This is a genomic window from Streptococcus mitis (assembly GCF_946190275.1).
Taxonomy (GTDB): Bacteria; Bacillota; Bacilli; order Lactobacillales; family Streptococcaceae; genus Streptococcus; species Streptococcus mitis_DC.
This window is the reverse complement of sequence record NZ_CAMHZQ010000017.1, coordinates 1-22,803: the sequence shown is the minus strand read 5'-3', so window position 1 is coordinate 22,803 and position 22,803 is coordinate 1. Positions and strand designations below refer to the sequence as shown.

Sequence of the window (22,803 nt, the reverse complement as noted above, 5' to 3'; positions counted from 1 at the left end):
CCGATAAGAAAGGCTCGCTTTAGCCTAGAAAGCATCTTATTTTCTTCATTGAAAAAAGGCTTTCTTTCTGCTATAATCGTATAAAATACTTACTTTAGGAGTTCTTATGAAAGTTGTTAAATTTGGAGGTAGCTCTCTTGCCTCTGCTAGTCAATTAGAAAAAGTTTTAAACATCGTCAAAAGCGATTCAGAGCGTCGTTTTGTAGTCGTTTCTGCGCCTGGTAAACGCAATGCTGAAGATACTAAGGTTACGGATGCCTTGATTAAATACTACCGCGACTATGTTGCTGGTAACGATATTAGCAAGAGTCAAAACTGGATTATCGACCGCTATGCTGCTATGGTTAGTGAACTAGGTCTTAAACCAGCTGTGCTAGAAAAAATTTCAAAAAGCATTCGTGCCTTGGCCACTCTTCCTATTGATGAAAATGAATTTCTCTACGATACTTTCCTAGCAGCGGGTGAAAACAACAATGCTAAATTGATTGCTGCCTACTTTAATCAAAACGGGATCGATGCACGCTATGTGCACCCTAGAGAAGCTGGTATTGTGGTCACAAGTGAACCTGGTCACGCTCGCATCATTCCATCAAGTTATGACAAGATTGAAGAATTAACAAACGCAAATGAAGTCCTTGTCATTCCTGGTTTCTTTGGAGTTACCAAGGAAAATCAAATCTGTACCTTCTCACGTGGAGGATCAGACATTACAGGTTCTATCATTGCTGCCGGTGTTAAGGCAGACCTCTATGAAAACTTTACAGACGTTGATGGTATCTTTGCAGCCCACCCTGGTATTATCCACCAACCACACTCAATCCCTGAGTTGACCTATCGTGAAATGCGTGAGTTGGCCTATGCAGGCTTCTCAGTCCTTCATGACGAAGCCCTTCTTCCTGCCTACCGTGGAAAAATTCCTCTAGTTATCAAGAATACCAACAATCCTGACCATCCAGGTACTCGTATCGTTCTAAAACATAGTAGTGATGAATTTCCAGTTGTGGGAATTGCTGGTGACTCAGGCTTTGTCAGCATTAATATGTCGAAATACCTCATGAACCGTGAGGTTGGATTTGGACGCAAGGTTCTTCAAATCCTTGAAGATCTTAACATCGGTTGGGAACATATGCCAACAGGTATCGACGATCTTTCAATCATCCTCCGTTCTCGCGAACTAACTCCTATCAAGGAAGAAGAAATCCTTCGTCAGTTGGTTCAAAAGGCTGAAGTAGACCATGCAGAAATCGAGCACGACCTTTCAATCATTATGATTGTTGGAGAAAAGATGAAGAGCCATATCGGAGTAACTGCTACTGCGACACGTGCTCTATCTGAAAATAAGATCAACATCCAGATGATGTCTCAAGGTTCTAGTGAAGTATCTATTATGTTTGTTGTCCATAAGGACCAAGAGAAAGCAGCTATTAAAGCCCTCTACAATGCCTTTTTCGGTGAAAGTAAGGAAGACTAAGCATGGCTCAATCACTTAACAAAACAGTGCTTCTCAATACGACAGGAACTTCCTATCTCTCTATAGCTGGGAAAGTTGGGAAATTCCTTGTCGGAGATCAGGCTTTGGAATTTTACCCAGATGTCAATGTCGAACAATTTATCCAGATTCCTTGGAGCCATATCAACCAAATTGGAGCTAATGTCTCTGGTCGCAAAATCAGTCGCCACTTCGAAGTCTTTACAGACAGAGGAAAATTCCTCTTTGCTTCAAAAGACTCAGGTGCCATTCTTAAAATTGCACGCGAAAAACTGGGCAATGACAAGGTCGTCAAACTTCCGACCCTGATTCAAACCATTAGTCAAAAATTTAAAAATCTATTTGCAAAAAAGTAGAAACTTTAGTATAATCATAGCAACGGATAAGTAGGTTATCTTCTTCTTTCAGAAAGTCTGCGGGTGCTGCGAGCAGATAGGAGGGATAGGTGAAATTCTACCGTTAGTAACAATTGCATACACAATCAAGTGCACACCTGTGAAGTTGGATGGAACCGTGGCCCTGCCACTCCAACGCTTTGTCAGGTGTGCTTTTTTCATAAAGGAGTTCTTATGTTAGATATCAAACGTATTCGTACAGATTTTGATGCTGTCGCAGAAAAATTGGCTACACGTGGTGTAGATGCTGCTGTCTTGAATGAGATGAAAGAAATCGATGCTAAACGTCGTGACATCTTAGTCAAGGTTGAAACTCTCAAAGCAGAACGAAACACAGTTTCTGCTGAGATTGCCCAAGCCAAACGCAACAAGGAAAATGCAGATGACAAGATTGCTGCTATGCAAACCCTATCTGCTGAAGTCAAAGCCTTGGATGCTGAATTGGCAGAAATCGATGCTAAATTGACAGAATTTACCACTACTCTTCCAAATATTCCAGCTGATAGCGTTCCTGTTGGGGCTGATGAAGATGACAATGTGGAAGTTCGCCGTTGGGGTACTCCACGCGAGTTTGACTTCGAACCGAAAGCTCACTGGGATCTCGGTGAAGACTTGGGGATCCTTGATTGGGAACGCGGTGGTAAGGTAACGGGTGCTCGCTTCCTCTTCTATAAAGGTCTCGGTGCTCGTTTGGAACGTGCTATCTACAACTTTATGTTGGATGAGCATGGTAAAGAAGGCTATACTGAAGTCATCACGCCTTACATGGTTAACCATGACTCTATGTTTGGTACGGGTCAATATCCAAAATTCAAGGAAGATACTTTTGAACTCAGCGACAGCAATTATGTCCTTATCCCTACAGCTGAAGTTCCTCTAACAAACTACTACCGTGATGAAATCTTGGACGGTAAAGACCTCCCAATCTACTTCACTGCTATGAGTCCTTCATTCCGTTCTGAGGCTGGTTCTGCTGGTCGTGATACTCGTGGCTTAATTCGTTTGCACCAATTCCACAAGGTTGAAATGGTTAAATTTGCCAAACCAGAGGAATCTTACGAAGAATTGGAAAAGATGACAGCTAATGCTGAAAATATCCTTCAAAAACTCAACCTTCCATACCGTGTCGTTGCCCTCTCTACTGGAGATATGGGCTTCTCAGCTGCTAAAACTTACGACTTGGAAGTTTGGATTCCAGCGCAAAATACTTACCGTGAAATCTCAAGCTGTTCAAACACAGAAGATTTCCAAGCCCGTCGTGCCCAAATCCGTTACCGTGATGAAGCAGATGGCAAGGTTAAATTGCTCCACACCTTGAACGGTTCTGGACTTGCAGTTGGACGTACAGTGGCTGCTATTCTTGAAAACTACCAAAACGCAGATGGTTCTGTAACCATTCCTGAAGTTCTTCGTCCATACATGGGGGGCGCTGAAGTTATCAAACCATAAAAAATAAGGTTTAGCTATTTCTAGCTAGACCTTTTTTCGTAACCAAATCAGATAACCGCCTAGTACAAAGAGTAAAATGGTTAAGCAAATAAGAGTTTCAGCCACTACCAGATAATCCAGAAATGGAAGTTTCAAGATTCCTTGAGCCATCTTGAGCGAGGTAGCCGTGATAATGGTTGGGAAGGTGAGGGCTGAGAAGGCTGGTTGAAAGCCTTGTTTTAAAATATTGGGTAGTCGAGTTAAAACAAAGAAAAAGAAGGATTGAGAAGCCAAAATCATGACGATCAAGAGCCAAGTCGGTAGGTTGGCTCCTCCAACTCGAACTAGAGAAGCCAAGAGTAGAGAGAAGGGAGCACAGTAGATTCCTTCCTGTCCAAGCATGGCTACAGGGAGTGGATGTTTCTTTAAATCGCTATAAATAAGGGGATAGAGATAGAAGGTCAAGAGAAAACCAAAACTCAAGGTCGCATAGGCAATCTCGATAATGCCTACCAGTGGATAAGTCAAGGCTGCTACTGCTATTCCCACATAGAGAACCGTCCAGCTCGGTGTCGCATTGACTCTCTTACCTGGACAGGCAAATTTAACTGTAAAACCAGCAATCAGGGCCAAATCCAAGAGAAATGAAAACCACCAGAGCCCTTGCGCTACTATAGGAAGATGAGGGAACACACGAAAGACATAGGTAGATAAAATCATTCCAGCCATGGGAAAGGTCGCCATCCCTGACAAAAGAGGGGGGTTGGTCAATTCTTGTTTGGTTTCTTCCCAATTAAGCAGATGAAAGATAAAAAGATAAATCCACAAAATCAAACCTGACATACTCAGTAGATGTGATAGAAGTGGCACTGTATCTAAAACGAGATTTCCAGCTCCTGCCAAACCTAGCAAACAACCAGAAAATACCAAGGGGAGTTTTTTCATCCTAACCTCCAATAATCATGTTAATTTCAGTATAGCATAAAAGCGCTTAAATGAGGGATTAAAAAAACGAAGTCCGTTCATTTCAGACTTCATTTTTTACTCAGATATGAATTAAGCATACGGTTGCAATTCTGGGTTAATGGGTGTATTAGCTAGATTGTTGGCATAGTTACAGAGGCTGGCTAGGCTGACACCAAGAACCACATCCAAGGCATTTTGTTGCGTGTAGCCAGCTTCTAAAAACTCAGCCAAGGCTTCATCTCCAACACGACCCTTGGTATTGATAACCGCTAAGGTAAACTTAGCTAGGGTGTCTAATTTGGGATCTGTTTCAATCGGAGTACGATTGCGAAGGGCTTGAAGCAGGTCATCATTCATCTGGATTTGTTTGATGGAAAAGGCTGTGTGACCTGCTACGCAGAAGGCACAACCATTAGTTACGGCTGCTGTGATTTGCACCACTTCACGTTCAACAGGTGTCAGGCTGTTGCGACGGTTGATAGCTCCGACAGTACGGTAAGCCTCTAGTGCAGTAGGAGCATTAGCCAAGAGACCGATTAGGTTGGGAATATAGCCATTGTTGTCTTTTTCTACTGTTTCAAGAACTTCTTTCACTTCTGCTGGTGCTGATTCTACTGTATGGATTGTAAATGTTGTCATCATAAAACCTCTTTTCATGTTGTTGAAACCTAGTCTATCACAGATTCTATACCTTGTATAATATATATTTTAAATTGCACTGATAGAAATTTTTTATGAAAGTAAAAAATCACACGCGGTGTGTGATTCCATTATTTATCAAAATACTTTTTAGTCTCAGCAATAACGACTGGCGACAAGACTAAGAGGGCAATCAAGTTTGGTAGAGCCATCAAGGCGTTGACGATATCTGCGATAATCCAAACCATATCCAACTCGATAAATCCTCCCAACAAGACCATGAGCACAAAGACCACACGGTAGAGCCAGATAAAGCGAACACCGAAGAGGAACTCGAAACAGCGCTCTCCATAATAGTTCCAACCTAGAATTGTCGTAAAGGCAAAGAGCACAAGGAAGATGGTCAAGAGGGCAGGCCCAAAGTGTGAAAAGACTGTTGAGAAGGCTGACTGAGTCAAGGCAACCCCATTTAAGTCACCACTCCAAACCCCAGTTACCAAGATGGTCAAACCTGTCAAGGTACAGATAATGAGGGTGTCAATAAAGGTTCCTGTCATGGAAATCAAACCTTGCTCTACTGGTTCATTTGTCTTAGCTGCAGCAGCTGCAATGGGAGCTGAACCCAGACCAGATTCGTTTGAGAAGACACCACGCGCCACACCATTTTGAATAGCCATTCGAATGCTTGCACCGGCAAAGCCACCTACCGCAGCAACTGGACTAAAGGCTGATGTCAAGATTAAAGCGATTGTAGCAGGGAGTTTCCCGATATTAAACAAAATAACTGTAAGTGTCCCTAAAATATAGATGATGGCCATAAAAGGAACAACAGTAGTTGAAACCTTTGAAATAGACTTGAGTCCGCCAAAGACTGCAATTGCTACTAATACAGACAAAACGAGAGCAGTGATAGCTGGCGAAATAGCCGTTGTATTTTGGATCGATTCTGTAATCGAGTTGACTTGGGTGAAGGTTCCGATCCCCAATAAAGCTACTAGCACACCTGCCAGGGCAAAGAAGATGGCAAGGGGACGCCACTTTTCTCCCATCCCTAGGAGGATATAGTGCATTGGGCCTCCCGCTACTGCACCATGGTCGTCCTTGGTGCGGTATTTAATCGCCAAGAGTCCTTCCGCATACTTGGTAGCCATCCCAAAGAAAGCAGCCATCCACATCCAAAAGAGAGCTCCTGGTCCACCGACCTTGATAGCTGTCGCCACCCCGATAATATTTCCCGTCCCAACTGTCGCTGCCAGGGCTGTACACAAGGCTGCAAAACTGGATACATCCCCATGCCCCTTATCCTTGGTAAAAATAAGCTGGAAGGCCTTAGACAGACGCAAAACCTGTAAAAGACCTAGACGAGTAGTGAGGTAAATCCCTGTTCCGACCAAGAGAATCAAGAGGGGAGGTCCCCAAGCGAAAGCATCAATTGATTTAAGCAATTCTAACATTCTATTCTCCTATCTTTTCAACCCCAAAAGAAAGAGCACATGCAAGATACATGTACTCTGGAATGCTTAGATAAATGCTAAAAAGCGGTCTATCCTAGCTCTGTCCTTTTACCTGAGAGTTTGAGCAGTTGCCTGCCTTGCCCCTTCGGTGCCTTTACGGTCTCTCCAGAGTTCCGTCCATTTACAGTCATGGAAAATCAAACGATTCCCCACTTCTATTAAACTTCATTCGGTGTTGGTATTTAATTGATTCTTATTTTACAAAAAATGTTGGCTTTTGTCAATGTGTTTATTAGTAAAACTTTATTCATCAGTTTTTACTGTATAAATTACCTCGCTATCTCGAAAATAGAGCCATAATTTCAATAGAAATCATGACTTTTTGATAAATTTTAAAATATTATTTAAACTCATTTACCACTCAGTTCTACTCCTAAAAATTTTCGAATTTCCTCTACCATTTTCTCTGGTTCAGCAGATGAAAAAATTTGACTTCTTCCACTTGAGTCATGACTGGTATTGTCGAAAGCGAAGATTGGTTTGTTTTTATCATGAATTTCTTCAATAATAGCCCCTACAACGCCACCATGATTGATATCCAGATAGAAATCCATTTTGTCCAAGGTTTCCTTTTTGTTAAAAGGACTAAAGTTTGGATAAATTGAAAGATTCAAAAATCGTTGCATATCAACTACACTCTCAGCAAAATCTGTTGGAGCTAATATTGTAACATGAACTTCTGGCAATTCGGATAATAGGTATTCTATCGATTCTAGACCAGCACTATTTGTGAAAATACAAGTATGATATAAGGGAGCCTTCACTAGTTCTGTAAATGAACGTCTGATGATATCTGTTTCTAACAATACATCACTCCAGTTTAAACCATAATAAAACCACCATAACTTACGATAACGTGTCAAGGTCAAATGAGTCCATGGTTTAAATTCTGTGGTATAGTGGATAATCTTTGGTTCACAATTTCCGTAATAGTTAGACTGATACCATTCCTCATTCCCACTCAAATGTAGAAATTGATCCAAACCAACCATAAAATTGTACTCTTTATCCAAATGTAGCCACTGATCACCGAAATACATGTTGAGAACCCCTTGATCCCCATAGACATATTCATGGTGTTGGGCAGTCAACTCTAGTAGACTTTGAGTTGAATTTTTTTCTCGCCATTTTTTGGCATCAATCAACATCACACCTGAATTAAAGGTTGTTAACCAACCTTCATGATTAAAATCTTGAACAGCTGCGATAGCATATCCTTGTAAATCCATGGTGAATAAGTCATCTAATTTTGCATTGACAATCGTATCCGAGTCTAAATAGAGAACTCTGTCTTCTTGTACTTCATCTGCTATGAAATACCTAAAGAAAGCAGCATAGGACAGGATTGCATTTGGCAAGCGAAAATCACGAAGGTTGTGAGCCGTTTTTTTAACGTTGACAATCTCAGAACCAATGACCTTCAAACGATTTCTCATCAACAAAAACCATTCACTAGGCAAATCGTCATTAAATACATAAAATTTCACTTCCTGATTATGAACTGAAATTGACTTTATAACAGTTTCTACCTTATCCATATAACGAATATCAGCTCCAAGAGCAATCACTTTTTGATACAATTTCATTCCTTCTCCCCACTATCAACTTTTTCTAGTTGGTGACGAATGGCCATCACCATATTCTCTTTGTCCTCTATACTAAACACTTGAATTCCTTCATCAGTTCGATGAGCTACTGTGTCAAATGCAAATATCGGTTTTCCTATTGCCAAAGCACGCCCAATAATATCATCAACATCATTCCAGTGGTTTATATCTAGATAAACATTAGCTAACTCTAAAATGCGATCTGAAATCTCTCTCGATTGGCAATATTCATATAGTTGAAAATTACTAAATCTGGAAAAACTTCTTAAAAAATCTGAAACATTCGTTGGCGCCGCAACATGAAAATCAACTTCAGGTAAACTAGCCAGCAAATACTCCAAGCCTTCCAACTGATCCGAGTAAGTATAAACAAAGGCATGGAATTTGGCAATATTCTTGGGCTTAATCGTTAATGTTTCACTATGAGTGACGATTGAATTATCAGGAATATCCTAGTGGATGAGACAATTAGCACCTATGATGACATTATCACCAATAGTAACTCCTCTAAGAATAACGGTATTGGCACCAATCCAACAATCCCGCCCAATATGAATAGGAGCGCCGCTCATTGCAGTTTTAAACACATGATAGTTATTGAATTGATGATTCGAATCAAAAATTCGTACTCCATCCCCAAACATTGTATCATGACCAATGGTGATTTCCTCAGTACAGCGGATTGAACAATGGTCATTAAAAAAGACCCTATTCCCTACTTTCAAATTCGCACCACTTGAAACTTCAATACTTGTAAACGAACGAATTGTAATATCTGCTCCCAAATCAAGATGAGCATCTGGAGACACTTCAACATGATGATAACCTCCAACTAACTGTACTATATTTTTCAAATCCATCCTATATTTCTAGATTCTTTTATACACTAAAATTTATAAAAATGATACTTCTATCCTTTAAAAGTGACAATAGTCGCACCACTACCTCCAGCATTTTGTGGGGCATAGCCGAAACTCTTGACATGCTTGTTTCTTTGTAGGTATTTGATGACACCTTCACGGATGACACCTGTTCCGATACCATGGATGATATCAACTTGAGCCATATTATTAAGCAAGGCTTGGTCGATAAAGGCATCTAGCTCATTCATGGCCTCTTCATAACGTTTGCCTCGAAGGTCCAGTCTGGCTTGAGGTCCTCGCCCAGATGTTCGTTTCACAACATTGACCTGTTTCTTCATGACTTGCTTTTCTTGCTGGGCTTGAACAAGGTCAAACTCTTTCTCTTCCAAGGTCATCTTAATCAAGCCAACTTGGGCTTCCCAGCGGCCGTCCTTGAGTTGACTGGTCAAGGTACCACGCTGTCCATAACTGAGCACCACGATATCATCTCCCACCTTTGGAGCTCGTTTTTTCTTGGCCTTTTGAAGGACCTTGTTTTTAGACAAATCTACTTTTTCAGGAGCCAATTTTTTCAGCTTGGCCTTGGCTTCTATGATTTCGTGGGGTTTAAGTTGAGATTTGCTGTGGAGATTTTTGAGAATCTGGTCACTCTCACTTAGGGCCATGTCCACAATCTCAGCAGCCTGTTCACGCGCCTTATTAAGCTCGGTTTCCTTTTCACGATTGAGCTCGTTGTAAAGTTTTTTTAGCGCACGGTTCATCTTTAGATTTTCTTGCTCCACCTCACGGATATTGTCCAAGCGTTTGCGACTTTCCAACGTCTGTTCTTCCAGTTGCTCAATAATCCGATTGACATCATTGTCCTGATTGACCTGCTGGCTGGCATCCCCTACGATAACTTCAGATAGGCCTAGACGTTTGGCAATCTCAAAGGCATTGCTTCGGCCAGGAACTCCCTGCATAAAGCGATAGGTCGGGCGAAGAGTTGCAGTATCAAACTCCATGCTGGCATTTTGCACAAAGGCTGTCTCAATACCGTAAGCCTTGAGTTCTGGATAGTGGGTTGTCGCCATAGTCTTGACTTGACGCAGGCGAAGGTCCTCCAGAATAGCCATGGCAAGGGCAGCTCCCTCTTGGGGATCTGTACCAGCCCCCAACTCATCCAAGAGCAAGAGCGAATGTTGATTGACCTTGCCAAGAATATCCACAATATTGGTCATGTGGCTAGAGAAGGTAGACAAGCTCTGCTCAATAGACTGCTCATCGCCAATATCAGCAAAAATTTCTTCAAAAATACCAACACGACTTCCCTTATCTGCTAAAATCGGCAAACCAGACTGGGCCATAACCTGTGTCAAGCCGAGGGTTTTGAGCATGATGGTCTTACCACCAGTATTGGGACCTGTAATGACAATAGCTGTTAAATCTTGGCCAAAATGGACATCATTTGCGACGGCATTTTTGACCAAAGGATGGCAGACATGGAGCAGTTGAATCTCCTGATTTTCTGACAGCTTAGGAACGACTGCTTGCCTTTCTTGGATGAAGCGAACCTTGGCACGAATCAAGTCCAGATGGCCGATAATCCAAGCGTCATTAGCAATCTCAGCAGCATGAGGGCGGACACGCTCCGAGATTTCTTGGAGAATGCGAAGCATTTCATAGCGCTCATCTGCTCGCAGACTAGCAATATCTTCGCTCAGTTTGACCACCTCACGGGGTTCGATATAGACGGTATTTCCACTAGCAGAAATATCATGAACGACACCTGCAATCTTATTTCGGTAGGTGTTTTTGACTGGTAAAACCTGACGGCCATTTCTGCTGGCAACGATTCCTTCCGTCAACATCTGCGCTTTTTGCTTGAGCAGGTCCTGTAGGACATCGCGTACCTGACTCTCGCTATCATGGATTTTTCGACGGATGCGCGCCAATTCTTCACTGGCAAAATTTTCAATGAAACCTGCATCATTAAAGGCTTGGAGATTTCCTTGTAATTGGGGAAAATCATGTAATTTCTCAAACCAAAGGGCTAATTCTTCCAAGCTGACATTTTCCAAATTAGCATAAAAACTTTGCAGTTCTCGACTGGAAAGAAGTACGCGCTTCAAGAGGAGGAACTCCTCGATATTGAGGTCCGCTCCCATCTCCAACCGTTTGCAGACTCCTGCAATTTCCTTGGTTGAGAGAATAGTGAAATGCGGTTGCTCGACGAAGAGAGCCTGCATTTCCTTCATCTCAGCAAAAGCCTGTTTGATTTTATCTGCTTTGGCAGTCGGAGCTAGCTGTCTCAATTGCTCCAAGCCCTGCTCGGTCAACAAATGAGGTTCAAACAAGGCCTTAACCTTATTGAACTCTAATGTTTCTAATATTTTCTTGTTCATCTTTATTTCCTTGTCTTTGAATGTCTAGGTGTGGTAGCTTTTTACATCCTGATAGATTCGAGTCAAATCTGTAAACAAAGGGCTAGGAAAACTCCTGCCCTTTTTATCCGATTAAATTTGTCACCCAGATTTGTTTGAGCCAACTGGTTGTTACTGGTATGCTCTGGATGATGTGTTTTGCGACGATACTCTTTTCAAGAGGATTTTGTATAGCTGCCATGGGGATGGTCGCCAAGATGGTCAAGGCCATTTGCAAGACAAATAAGGTCACCATCATGGACAAGATTCCTGCTGTAACTTGGAACAACTTACCACCCAGTTTTTTACTAGGAATCAAGTGTAAGAGGAGACCAAGCAAACGACCGATGCTATAGACAATCCCAAATACAAGCAAGTAGCCAATCCCTGCGTAAAAGACCTTATCCAACTGAAAGAGTTGATCCGATGGGAAAAAGAAAGTCCCTTGACCTTCCTGCGGATTTGCATAAGGGAGTAATAAATGGAATTGTTCTCCCAGCCCCTTGTAAAACTGGCCAGCCATAAAAGCCGATGCCATGGCTGAAATCAGGTAATAAATCTGTAAGAGCAGGCCTCTCCGATAGCCGATATAAAATCCCCAAGCCAAGACCAATAGAAGAAGGAGTGAAATCATAAGGAATCCTCAATCTTGCTCTGTTCTTGCTTGCAAGTCACAAGCTTGTGACGGAGTTCTTCTAGCTCTTGCTCCTTATCATCAAATTCAATCTCACGGCTGAGCTGAGTTGATAAACAGTTGACTGCCAACAAAAGAGCGATTGTTTCATCGTCTGCACTAGGCATTTGTTCTTTAATTGCTTGGTATTTTTCTGTCGCAACCTTGGCGATTTCCTCCATAAAAAGGTTATCATGTTCGCTTGTCAAGGTTAATGATTTTTTCCCGAATGTAAATTTGAATCGATTTAGATTTGCCATAAAATTCACCTCACGATATTATACCAAAATTCGCTAATTTTGTCAGTTTTTACAAATTTGCCTGCTTTTGTGGTACAATAGAAACTATGGCAAGTATAACACTCACACCAAGTGAAAAGGAGATTCAGGCTTTTCTTGAACACTATCAAACCAGTCTGGCTCCCAGCAAGAATCCCTATATCCGCTACTTTTTGAGACTACCTCAAGCAACGGTTTCTATCTATACTTCTGGAAAGGTCTTGCTTCAGGGTGAAGGAGCTGAGAAATACGCCAGTTTCTTTGGCTATCAGGTTCTAGAGGAAAACAGGGGGCAAAATTTCCCTTTGATTGGGACGGATGAGGTTGGAAATGGTTCCTACTTTGGTGGACTTGCAGTTGTGGCTTCCTTTGTCACACCCGACCAGCATGATTTCTTACGAAAACTCGGTGTGGGAGATTCTAAGACTCTGACCGACCAAAAGATCCGTCAGATTGCCCCTATCCTCAAGGAAAAAATCCAGCACCAGGCACTGCTTCTCTCACCAAGCAAGTACAACGAGGTCATCGGAGACCGCTACAACGCTGTTTCTGTTAAGGTAGCCCTCCATAACCAGGCTATCTATCTCCTTCTTCAAAAAGGCATTCAGCCTGAGAAAATTGTGATTGATGCCTTTACGAGTGCTAAAAATTATGACAAGTACTTGGCACAAGAGGCCAATCGTTTCGGCAATCCGATCAGCTTAGAAGAAAAGGCTGAGGGCAAATACTTGGCTGTCGCAGTTTCTTCTATCATTGCGCGTGACCTCTTTCTGGAAAATCTAGAAAATCTAGGACGAGAACTGGGCTATCAACTTCCAAGTGGAGCTGGAACGGCTTCTGACAAGGTAGCTAGCCAGATTTTACAAGCCTATGGTATGCAGGGACTAAATTTCTGCGCCAAACTGCACTTTAAAAATACTGAAAAAGCGAAAAAACGCTTAGAAAGGTAAATTATGAATTCATTTAAAAATTTCCTAAAAGAGTGGGGATTGTTCCTCCTGATTCTGTCATTACTAGCTTTGAGCCGTATCTTTTTTTGGAGTAATGTCCGCGTAGAAGGGCATTCTATGGATCCTACCCTAGCGGATGGCGAAATTCTCTTTGTCGTTAAGCACCTCCCTATTGACCGTTTTGATATCGTGGTGGCCCATGAGGAAGATGGCAATAAGGACATCGTCAAGCGCGTGATCGGAATGCCTGGCGACACCATCCGTTACGAAAACGATAAACTTTACATCAATGATAAAGAGACGGATGAGCCTTACCTAGCTGACTACATCAAACGTTTCAAGGATGATAAACTCCAAAGCACCTACTCAGGCAAGGGCTTTGAAGGAAATAAAGGAACTTTCTTTAGAAGTATCGCTCAAAAAGCTCAAGCTTTCACAGTTGATGTCAACTACAACACCAACTTTAGCTTTACTGTTCCAGAAGGAGAATACCTTCTCCTCGGAGATGACCGCCTGGTTTCGAGCGACAGCCGTCACGTAGGAACTTTTAAAGCAAAAGATATCACAGGGGAAGCTAAATTCCGCTTCTGGCCAATCACCCGTATCGGAACATTTTAAGAGACCTAAGAGGCCGAGAATCACCAATCTCAGCCTCTTCTTCTATCGTGAGAAGATGATTATTCACTATCCAGTTTGATTAAGATAGAAACAAAGTTAACTCTCACCTATTCATGCAAAGGAATTTTATGGAAGTTTATTTTTCAGGAACCATTGAACGGATTATTTTTGAAAATCCCAGCAATTTTTATCGCATCCTCCTCCTAGAAATCGAAGATACGGACGCAGAAGATTTTGATGATTTTGAAATCATTATCACGGGCACCATGGCTGATGTGATTGAGGGAGAAGACTATACTTTTTGGGGACAAATTGTCCAGCACTCCAAGTACGGGGAACAACTGCAAATCAGCCGGTATGAACGCGCAAAACCAACTAGCAAGGGCTTGGTTAAGTACTTTTCAAGTAGCCATTTCAAGGGAATTGGTCTCAAGACTGCTCAGAAAATCGTCGACACCTATGGCGACAATACCATTGACGAAATTCTGCAACACCCAGAAAAGCTAGAAGGCATCTCAGGGCTCTCTGCCAAAAATCGCGAGGCTTTCGTCTCTACTCTCCGCCTCAACTACGGAACCGAGATGGTTTTGGCAAAACTAGCCAACTACGGCATTCCCAACAAACTAGCCTTTCAGATTCAAGACTTTTACAAGGAAGAAACCCTTGACGTGGTTGAAAATTATCCCTACCAGTTGGTTGAGGATATCAAGGGTTTGGGATTTACTATTGCTGACCAATTAGCGGAAGAATTAGGCATCGAAAGTCAGGCTCCTGAGCGCTTCCGTGCTGGTCTAGTTCACAGCCTTTTTCAGGCCTGTATGGAAACAGGGGACACCTATGTTGAAGCACGGGATCTGCTAGAACAAACCCTTACTCTCCTTGAGTCTTCCCGCCCCGTGGAACTGGATCCCAGCCAAGTTGCCCAAGAACTCTCCTACCTGATTGAAGAAGACAAGGTTCAACAGATTGATACCAAAATTTTTGACAACAGCCTCTTTTTCGCTGAGGAAGGCATCCGCAGTCACTTGGTTCGTATCCTTGAAAAGGGAAAACAGAAGAGCCAGGATTTAGAAATCATTCAAAAACATATCACTACTGTCGAGGAAGAACTGGGAATTGAGTATGATAGTATTCAAAAACAAGCTATCTGTGATGCTATCCAGAACAAGGTCTTTATTCTGACAGGTGGGCCTGGTACTGGTAAGACAACTGTTATCAATGGGATTATCGCTGTTTACGCCCTTTTAGAAGGACTTGACCTCAGGAAAAAAAGCAATCTGCCGATTCTTCTTGCTGCTCCAACTGGTCGAGCTGCTCGACGTATGAATGAATTGACAGGCTTGCCAAGCGCGACTATACACCGTCATTTAGGAATGACAGGTGATGATGATACCAGTCATCTGGAAGATTATCTGGATGCCGACTTTATTATCGTGGATGAATTTTCCATGGTGGATACTTGGCTAGCCAATCAACTCTTCTCCAACATCTCTTCTAACAGTAAAATCCTCATCGTGGGAGACAGCGACCAGTTGCCTTCTGTCAGTCCTGGACAGGTTCTAGCGGATCTGCTCCATATTCCTTTGATTCCTCAGACTCGCTTGGAAAAAATTTACCGGCAAAGCGAAGAATCAACTATCGTCACCCTAGCTAGTCAGATTAGACAGGGAGTCTTGCCAGCTGATTTCACCCAGAAAAAAGCAGACCGTTCCTACTTTGAAATTGCTAGTGGCCATATTCCAGCTACCATTGAAAAAATCTTAGGCGCTGCCCTCAGAAGTGGTATCCCTGCCCGTGATATCCAAGTTCTGGCTCCTATGTACCGAGGAACTGCAGGGATTGATGCTATCAATCAGCTCATGCAAGACCTCCTAAACCCACCACAAAAAGATCAACTCAGTTTTGAAGCTCCCCAGTGCCACTATCGTAAGGGAGACAAGGTCATTCATTTGGTCAACGATGCTGAAATCAATGTCTTTAATGGAGATTTAGGAGCCATCACAGACCTGATTCCTGGTAAATACACCGAGTCGAAGCAAGATGAGATTGTCATTGATTTTGATGGCAACGAGGTCTCTTACCCACGTAACGAATGGTACAAGATTCGCCTGGCCTATGCCATGAGCATCCATAAATCACAGGGAAGTGAGTTCCCTGTTGTCATCCTACCTATCACTAGTGCTAGTAGGCGTATGCTGGAGCGCAATCTCATCTATACAGCCATTACACGCGCCAAAAGCAAGCTTATCTTACTAGGCGAATTACAGGCCTTTGATTATGCTACCCAACACATCGGAACTGCCCGAAAAACCTATCTGATTGAACGCTTCAGTGATTTATTGGAGAATGTTGAAGAAAAGCAACCAGCTGTCTCTGAAACTGCCACATCAAGTGCCTCTGAACAATCCTACATCCTGACAGAAGAAAACTGGGACAGCATCCCCGCCATGATTGGGATTACAGACGCAGATCTCAAAGAGATTTTTGGAAAATAGCGCATAAGAAAACCCACCTAATCAGGTGGGATTTTTGTTTATTAAGATTATTTAACTGTTGCTGTGCTTGTAATCAATTCAACAGCTTTTTTGATTGTGATGTCGTGTTTCAACATATCAGCTGAAAGTAAGCTTTGTACTTGAGCAACTTCCATGTTATAGTCTGCTGCCAATTGCTCAACTTCTTTTTGGATTTCTTCTTCTGAAGCGTCAAAACCTTCAGCTTTAGCAACTGCTTCGATAACAAGGTTAGTCTTAGTACGTGACTCAGCTTCTGCTTGGTATTGATTGTGAAGGTCTTCTTGAGTAGTTCCAGTGATTTGGAAGTACATGTCAGGGTTGATACCTTGACGTTGCAAGTTTCCAAGGAATTCGTTTACTGAGCGGTGAACTTCTTCGTGAATCATTTCTTCTGGAAGTTCTACGATTTCAGCGTTTTCTACAGCTTTATCAATTGCTGCACCTTCAACTGCATCTTTGTAAGCTTCTTCTTTAGCAGCAGCCAATTCATTACGGTATTTTTCTTTCAATTCAGCAAGTGTTTCAACTTCTTCGTCAATGTCTTTTGCAAGCTCATCGTCAAGAGCTGGAACTTCTTTAGCTTTTACTTCGTGGATAGTTGTCACGAATTTAGCTTCTTTACCTGCAAGGTCTTCTGCTTGGTAGTCTTCTGGGAATGTTACGATAACATCAACAGTTTCGCCAGCTGAGTGACCTACCAATTGGTCTTCGAAACCAGGGATGAATTGACCTGAACCAAGTCCAAGTGAGAAGTTTTCACCTTTTCCGCCATCAAATTCAACACCATCGATAGAACCAACGAAGTCGATGACAACAGTGTCGCCGTTTTCAGCAGCAGCTTCCTTGATAACCAATTCAGCCAAGTTGTTGCGTTCGCGTTCGATACGTTCTTCAACGTCAGCATCAGTTACTTCTTTTTCAACATCTACTGATACTTCAAGGTTTTTGTAGTCACCCAATTTTACTTCAGGTTTTGTAACAACTTCAGCAGTGATAACCCAGTCTTGACCTTTTTCCATTGAAGTTACGTCAATTTTTGGTTGAGCAACCACTTCAAGACCAGCTTCTTTTACAGCTGCTTCATAAGCATTTGGCAAAAGAGCGTTCATAACGTCTTGGTAAAGTGACTCTTCACCAAATTTTTTGTCGAAGATAGGGCGTGGAAGGTGACCTTTACGGAAACCTGGAACATTAAGAGATTTCTTCACTGAGTTGAAGACACGGTCCAATTCTGGTTTGATTTGGTCTTGAGAGATAGTGAAAGTCAAGACACCACAGTTTGTTTCTTTGTTTTCAAATGATACAGACATTCTGTCATTTCTCCTTAAAATTTTTTAAATACAGTCTATTATAACATAAACGAGCGACTTTTTTCAAGTAACGAATGCGCTTTTCAATGATGGGGGAGGTACGGTTTCTTCTTAGTTTTCGAATATAATCTTATAAAAGATGTTTAATAATGGCTGATTACAGTAAAAAACGAATCGCCCCCACATCCCTCATTAGGCGATTCGTTTTGTATTATTTAACCACAAGAACCTTGTAATATTCATACTTATTTGGCTGTGTAATCTTAATTTTTTGACCATAGAAACCATCGATTTCTTTGTCAAAATAATCTGAAAATCCTGATGGCAAGCGTTTCATCTTAAGAACTTCTCCAGATTGGTCTGCATATACAAGGAAATGATAGTATGGTGCAGCCATACCGTCATCAATCAATACAAAGTAACCTGTTTTAAGCTTACCATTAGCTCCATCTAAATAGTATAATTTATTGTTATTGATGGTGAAGTCAGTAGATGGAAGTCTAAGTCGTACACCTGGGTCTTCTAGATAAAGATCATTACCAACTTTTTTGATTTCTGATCTAGTTGTCATCTCTGGAAGTGGTGTCACTCTACGACCATCTGCTCCAAAGTAATATCGACCTGGTAGATTTTGGAAATTACGAATAACAGCCTTAGGTTCAATTTCTTGTCCTTCTTCTTTATTATCCACTAAAGCTAAGATTGTATTGGAAACTTGATCCCCATATTTGTCGGAAAACTTCTTGAACTCAGGTTTGATATACCAAGTGTTTTTATCCACGATAACATCAGTAAAGTTATTTCCGTCAAATTTTGCTGTAATCAGATATTCATATCCATCACCTAAACGAACAATGTCACCATTTTTATAAGGGCTATTTTGTAAAGTGAACATATGGCCATCCTTGCTGAGAATATAGCCTGTCCCATCACTAGAATTTACAACTCTATCAGAGGCCATTGCACCTGATTGTTCGAAATAATACCAATTATTATCTATGCACTCCCAACCTGTCTGCATAGAACCACTAAAACGAAGATAGTACCAAGTAGACCCTTCTTTGTACCAACCAGTGCGCATGGCGCCACTATCTGCTAGGGAGTACCATGTGCTACCTTCTTTGTACCATCCAGTACGCATAGCCCCGCTATCTGCTAGTGAGTACCATGTATTACCTTCTTTGTACCAGCCTGTCTGCATGTTACCAGAACCGTCGAAATGATACCAAGAGCCAGCATTTTGCACCCACTTATTTTTAGCTAGGCTGCCATCTTGAGAAAGATTCCAATCAGCGCCATTTTTAACCCAAGTATCTGCAGCCTGTGCTTGGTTGATTGACAAAAGCAGACCAGCACCTGCAAGCAAACCAAGTGTGAGTAATTTAGATTTTTTCATAGCTATTTCCTCCTTTATTGAATAGCTATAGGAGGACTTACCCTCTTTATTTAGCTATATTCTAATACTGTTCATTATGAAAGATTAGACAATATTACCAATATCTACGGATTGTATTTTGCTCCATTCCGTATTGATTCATATAAGAAACTTTCTGACCTTCAATTGGAGCATGAACAACTTTTCCACCTCCAACATAAATACCCACATGTTGATTTGAACCTTGGTCGCCATTGTACAATATTAAATCTCCAGGAAGTTGTGAGCCACTATATATAAATTTCCCTCCTTCAGCTTGTTCTCCAGTTGTTCTACCAATATAAATATCAAAGCAGGCATGAATTGCTTGAGTGAATCCAGAACAATCAGCACCGATACTCTTATTTAATGTAGCTGCTCCATATTTATAAGGTAATGTACCTATAAAGGTTTCTGCATATTCAGCAATTGCCTTCCCCTGATTTTCTACGCAAACACCGTTAGATCTGAAGAAATAAGGTTTCCCATTAACTCTATTGTAATCAGTTAGTATGGAACCATCATTTGAAAGATAGTACCAATTACCATCTGGGTTAATCCACTCATTTGATTTCATCCAACCTTGATCATCAAAATAATACCATTTTTTATCTAAGTATTCCCAATGTTTAGCATACCCACCTGAAGTATATTTGAACCACCAGCGACCATCTGTTAGCATCCAAGTTCCTTTATCATCTCGGTTTTGATTAAATGCTATTTTTTCTTGATCACTCTCTACTTTAGTTAATTCTCTAGGAGAAAATCCTACCAACTTAACTTGTTCTGCATCTTCAACCTTAATTTTACCTTCTTTAACAAGTTGATCAATTGCTTCTTTCTCGCTTGTATACTGTGAAGTTGTTTGTGATGTAGTCACTTTAGTGGTAGACGTTGTAGTTTCTGCACTAACTACATAAGTAGTTGATAACAAAGCTCCTGAAGTAAGTAATAAAGCTGCATAAGTAATATATTTTTTCATGACAAAAATCCTTTCTTCAAAATTCCTTAACGCTCTAGTGACCTTATTTTGATAATTTACGGAGACATACCTGTAACCTCCTTTCGGATTTTATATATCCTTTTTATATTCAATATATTACTTTATCTTTTTATAACTCTATTCTACTCCCCTATAAAATGAATGTCAACAAATAACATAAAAACATTGTGAAAAAAATATTTTATCATGCTAGAGGTACTTGCTCGCTTCCTTGATACTAAATTAAGTCATTTCTCCGATATTATTTTATATAACTACTAAAAATTCTCATGCCCCACCAAGTGGTGCTGAAAAGCATAGACCGCAGCTTGTGTACGATCGCTAACCTCAAGTTTGGCAAGAATGTTAGACACGTGCGTCTTGACCGTCTTGAGAGAGATAAAAAGTTCGTCTGCGATGCGCTGATTTTCGTAGCCCTTGGCGATGAGTTGAAGAACATCTCGCTCACGCGCAGTCAGATCCTCATGTAGTTCTATGTGATTGCGGTGGTATTCGACTTTTTTGCTGACCTCTTGCTCAATGGCCAACTCCCCAGCAGCCACCTTACGGACGGCATGGAGCAGTTCGTCTGCACTAGAAGTCTTGAGCATATAGCCTTTGGCACCAGCATTCAAAACCGGCATTATTTTTTCATTGTCCAAGTAAGAAGTCACAATCAAAATCTTGGCTTCAGGCCATTCTTTGAGGATGGCCAAAGTCGCGTCAATTCCATTCATTTCAGGCATGACGATATCCATGACAATAACATCTGGACGCAATTTCAAGGCTAAGTCAATACCCTGAAACCCGTTGGACGCTTCCCCTACAACTTCTACATCGTCTTGGAGGTCAAAGTAGCTTTTCAAGCCCAATCGGACCATTTCATGGTCATCTACTAGTAAAATTTTCATCTTTACTCCTTTATCATTCCTTATCTAACAAGGGAATACGGATATCAACTGCCAGCCCTTGCTTTGGAGCTGTCAAGAGTTGAACCGTTCCTGCCATATCTTCAACCCGCTCCTTGATATTACGAAGTCCATAACTCAAGTCGTCTAAGCTCCCCAACTGGAAACCAATCCCATTGTCCACCACTTTCAGCTGCAATTCAACATCTGTCTGATAGAGGTAGACATCTAGGCAAGAGGCCTGGGCATGGCGGAGGGTATTGCTGATCAACTCTTGCAGGATACGGAAGATATGCTCCTCGATTTTCTTAGGCAATTTCGTCACATTTTGCTTGAAACTAACCTTGAGATCACTCTTGTCCTCAAGCTCTTTTAGGAGGATTTGAATCCCTTCTATCAAGCTCTTCTGCTCCAGCTCAACTGGTCGCAAGTGCAGGAGCAAGACCCGCAAGTCCTTCTGGGCTGTTTCAAGGATGGCTGTGACGCTCTGCAACTGGGTCTGCATCTTTTCTCTATCCAATTTCAAAGACTGCTGGCTGACACCTGACAAAATCATGTGAGCCGCAAACAACTCCTGACTGACTGTATCATGCAAATCCCGAGCAATTCGCTTCCGTTCTTTCTCGATGATTTCCTCTTCCTGAGCAAGACTCTGATTTTCAGCCTTTTGAAGAGCTTCTGTCAAGAGGTTAAGTTTACCCGACAAGGACTTGAAACTGGCATCCAAATCTGGATCTGCAACCTGAACCACTTCTTGTCCTGCTAATAAACGCTTGAGATTAGCCTGCATTTTTCTTAGAGAAAGCTCTTCAACACCTCTCCAAAACAGGGCTAAGAGAAAGGTCATGGTCATGCTGAATACCAACAACAAAAAGATAAATTTTTCTGTTTTTTCGACATCGTGCAAGAAAATAGACCAGTCAAAGTCAAGGATGTCCAGCAAGCTGTGGGAGAAAAATAAGACAAACAGGAAGGAGGTAATGGCAATGATTACATAAGCTTGTTTTTTCATCCTCTAACCACCTCAACATCGCCAATCATAGTGGTCAAGAAAATCTTGACACTCTTGTTACTCTTGAGATAGTCTCTTGTTTCTTGATGATAGTGTTCATTTCGGAGGGGTCGCTTGGGCTGGTTGAAAAAAGTCAAATCACCATAGAGACAGTTAACGCTGAGACTGACTTCCACATCTACAGGTACAATGATTTTGGTCGTTCCTACCATCTTTCTGAGAATAATGACATTGTCATGATTGGTTAGGATGACCCTCTCCAGATGAATAGTGTCCTTGCCCATGAGACGAAAGAGATTGATATCATCAAACTGGCAAGTTTGGTAGCTTGAAAAATGATGGAGATTTCCAAACCAACGATTTTTCTCCTTCTTAACCGTCACCACCTCTTCAAAAACCAAATTGGTCTGCTCTTTTTCCTGATTCATCATCGGATAAAGAAGAAAAAGACTATAGATGACCGCAACAAAAATAGCTAGAATCACAAAAGGATTGAGCATGACGATGAAAAAGAAGAGAATGGTTGCCACTACTAAAAGAAGATTATTGCCCTCTTTACCAGTGTAATAGCGAATCAAAAGTAAAAAGAGGAATAGTATCAGCAGAAAACGCGAAAAATGCTCTGAAACCATCAACATCAGAGCTCCTGTCAAAAGACAGGCTTCAATAAATAAAAAGATTTTAAATTTTCTCATAGGTTCATCCTCTGCTTTCTATTTTATCACAATTCAAAAAAGTCACCTCGGTCTGAAGATGGAAAAAGGCTCTATAATATTTGTAGTGGGTAAATCCCCTATGGATCTTATGGAGCCTATTTTTTTGTAGAAAAAAAGTCCCAT

Annotated in this window: 19 protein-coding genes, 1 pseudogene and 1 riboswitch; of the genes and pseudogenes, 6 read left to right on the top strand and 14 right to left on the bottom strand. The window is 41.5% G+C overall.

The genetic code is table 11. The features are described 5' to 3' along the window. Positions 1–106 precede the first annotated feature (106 nt). From N8M20_RS08345 to serS, 3 genes are all read left to right on the top strand, one after another. Positions 107–1,471 (top strand): aspartate kinase, encoded by a 1,365-nt coding sequence (locus N8M20_RS08345; RefSeq protein ID WP_000869661.1) that lies wholly within the window; start codon positions 107–109, stop codon positions 1,469–1,471. 2 nt (positions 1,472–1,473) lie between these two features. Further along, a complete protein-coding gene (locus tag N8M20_RS08340) occupies positions 1,474–1,845 on the top strand; it encodes a DUF956 family protein (RefSeq protein WP_000079347.1) in 372 nt (123 codons plus the stop codon). Between the two features lie 213 nt (positions 1,846–2,058). After that, entirely contained in the window at positions 2,059–3,333 is a 1,275-nt protein-coding gene (gene serS, locus N8M20_RS08335; RefSeq protein ID WP_000884231.1) for a serine--tRNA ligase, read from the top strand. A gap of 24 nt (positions 3,334–3,357) precedes the next feature. Here serS and N8M20_RS08330 read toward each other — a convergent pair whose 3' ends face one another. From N8M20_RS08330 to zapA, 8 genes and pseudogenes are all read right to left on the bottom strand, one after another. Next, positions 3,358–4,257 (bottom strand): TDT family transporter, encoded by a 900-nt coding sequence (locus N8M20_RS08330; protein ID WP_261080272.1) that lies wholly within the window; start codon positions 4,255–4,257, stop codon positions 3,358–3,360. A gap of 111 nt (positions 4,258–4,368) precedes the next feature. After that, positions 4,369–4,917, bottom strand: coding sequence for a carboxymuconolactone decarboxylase family protein (locus N8M20_RS08325; RefSeq protein ID WP_000206768.1), 549 nt, complete (start codon positions 4,915–4,917; stop codon positions 4,369–4,371). 131 nt (positions 4,918–5,048) lie between these two features. Next, positions 5,049–6,371, bottom strand: a complete 1,323-nt coding sequence (locus tag N8M20_RS08320; RefSeq protein ID WP_261080271.1) for an alanine/glycine:cation symporter family protein — start codon at positions 6,369–6,371, stop codon at positions 5,049–5,051. Between the two features lie 90 nt (positions 6,372–6,461). Next, a riboswitch (glycine riboswitch) is annotated at positions 6,462–6,550 on the bottom strand. Positions 6,551–6,781: 231 nt separating this feature from the next. Beyond that, positions 6,782–8,011 (bottom strand): glycosyltransferase, encoded by a 1,230-nt coding sequence (locus N8M20_RS08315; RefSeq protein WP_261080282.1) that lies wholly within the window; start codon positions 8,009–8,011, stop codon positions 6,782–6,784. 2 nt (positions 8,012–8,013) lie between these two features. Beyond that, positions 8,014–8,898 (bottom strand): annotated as a pseudogene (locus tag N8M20_RS10775) (acyltransferase). 50 nt (positions 8,899–8,948) lie between these two features. Continuing rightward, complete coding sequence (locus tag N8M20_RS08305; protein WP_261080270.1) at positions 8,949–11,285, bottom strand: endonuclease MutS2; 2,337 nt, start codon at positions 11,283–11,285, stop codon at positions 8,949–8,951. 103 nt (positions 11,286–11,388) lie between these two features. Then, complete coding sequence (locus N8M20_RS08300) at positions 11,389–11,937, bottom strand: CvpA family protein (protein WP_261080269.1); 549 nt, start codon at positions 11,935–11,937, stop codon at positions 11,389–11,391. Beyond that, positions 11,934–12,236: a cell division protein ZapA gene (zapA, locus tag N8M20_RS08295; RefSeq protein WP_000002019.1), complete on the bottom strand. Its 303-nt coding sequence runs from the start codon at positions 12,234–12,236 to the stop codon at positions 11,934–11,936. Before zapA ends, N8M20_RS08300 begins: the two co-directional genes overlap by 4 nt. Positions 12,237–12,322: 86 nt before the next feature. On the opposite strand from zapA, the gene rnhC reads away from it, so the two are divergent. From rnhC to recD2, 3 genes are all read left to right on the top strand, one after another. Continuing rightward, entirely contained in the window at positions 12,323–13,204 is an 882-nt protein-coding gene (rnhC, locus tag N8M20_RS08290) for a ribonuclease HIII (RefSeq protein WP_261080268.1), read from the top strand. A gap of 3 nt (positions 13,205–13,207) precedes the next feature. Then, positions 13,208–13,822: a signal peptidase I gene (gene lepB, locus N8M20_RS08285; protein ID WP_001083986.1), complete on the top strand. Its 615-nt coding sequence runs from the start codon at positions 13,208–13,210 to the stop codon at positions 13,820–13,822. A 128-nt stretch (positions 13,823–13,950) separates the two neighbouring features. Beyond that, positions 13,951–16,317, top strand: a complete 2,367-nt coding sequence (gene recD2, locus N8M20_RS08280; protein WP_261080267.1) for an SF1B family DNA helicase RecD2 — start codon at positions 13,951–13,953, stop codon at positions 16,315–16,317. Positions 16,318–16,364: 47 nt separating this feature from the next. On the opposite strand, the gene tig is transcribed toward recD2, so the two are convergent. From tig to liaF, 6 genes are all read right to left on the bottom strand, one after another. Further along, complete coding sequence (tig, locus tag N8M20_RS08275; protein ID WP_261080266.1) at positions 16,365–17,648, bottom strand: trigger factor; 1,284 nt, start codon at positions 17,646–17,648, stop codon at positions 16,365–16,367. Positions 17,649–17,859: 211 nt separating this feature from the next. Next, on the bottom strand, positions 17,860–19,044 hold the full coding sequence (locus N8M20_RS08270; RefSeq protein ID WP_261080265.1) for an N-acetylmuramoyl-L-alanine amidase family protein: 1,185 nt from the start codon (positions 19,042–19,044) through the stop codon (positions 17,860–17,862). A 94-nt stretch (positions 19,045–19,138) separates the two neighbouring features. Beyond that, positions 19,139–20,044 (bottom strand): C40 family peptidase, encoded by a 906-nt coding sequence (locus N8M20_RS08265; RefSeq protein ID WP_261080264.1) that lies wholly within the window; start codon positions 20,042–20,044, stop codon positions 19,139–19,141. A gap of 278 nt (positions 20,045–20,322) precedes the next feature. After that, the gene (locus tag N8M20_RS08260) at positions 20,323–20,955 is read right to left on the bottom strand and encodes a response regulator transcription factor (protein ID WP_261080263.1); all 633 of its coding nucleotides are present in this window, start codon (positions 20,953–20,955) and stop codon (positions 20,323–20,325) included. 13 nt (positions 20,956–20,968) lie between these two features. Further along, positions 20,969–21,964: an envelope stress sensor histidine kinase LiaS gene (locus N8M20_RS08255; protein ID WP_261080262.1), complete on the bottom strand. Its 996-nt coding sequence runs from the start codon at positions 21,962–21,964 to the stop codon at positions 20,969–20,971. Then, on the bottom strand, positions 21,961–22,659 hold the full coding sequence (liaF, locus tag N8M20_RS08250) for a cell wall-active antibiotics response protein LiaF (protein ID WP_261080261.1): 699 nt from the start codon (positions 22,657–22,659) through the stop codon (positions 21,961–21,963). The genes N8M20_RS08255 and liaF overlap by 4 nt, the downstream gene beginning before the upstream one ends. Between the last annotated feature and the right edge of the window lie 144 nt (positions 22,660–22,803).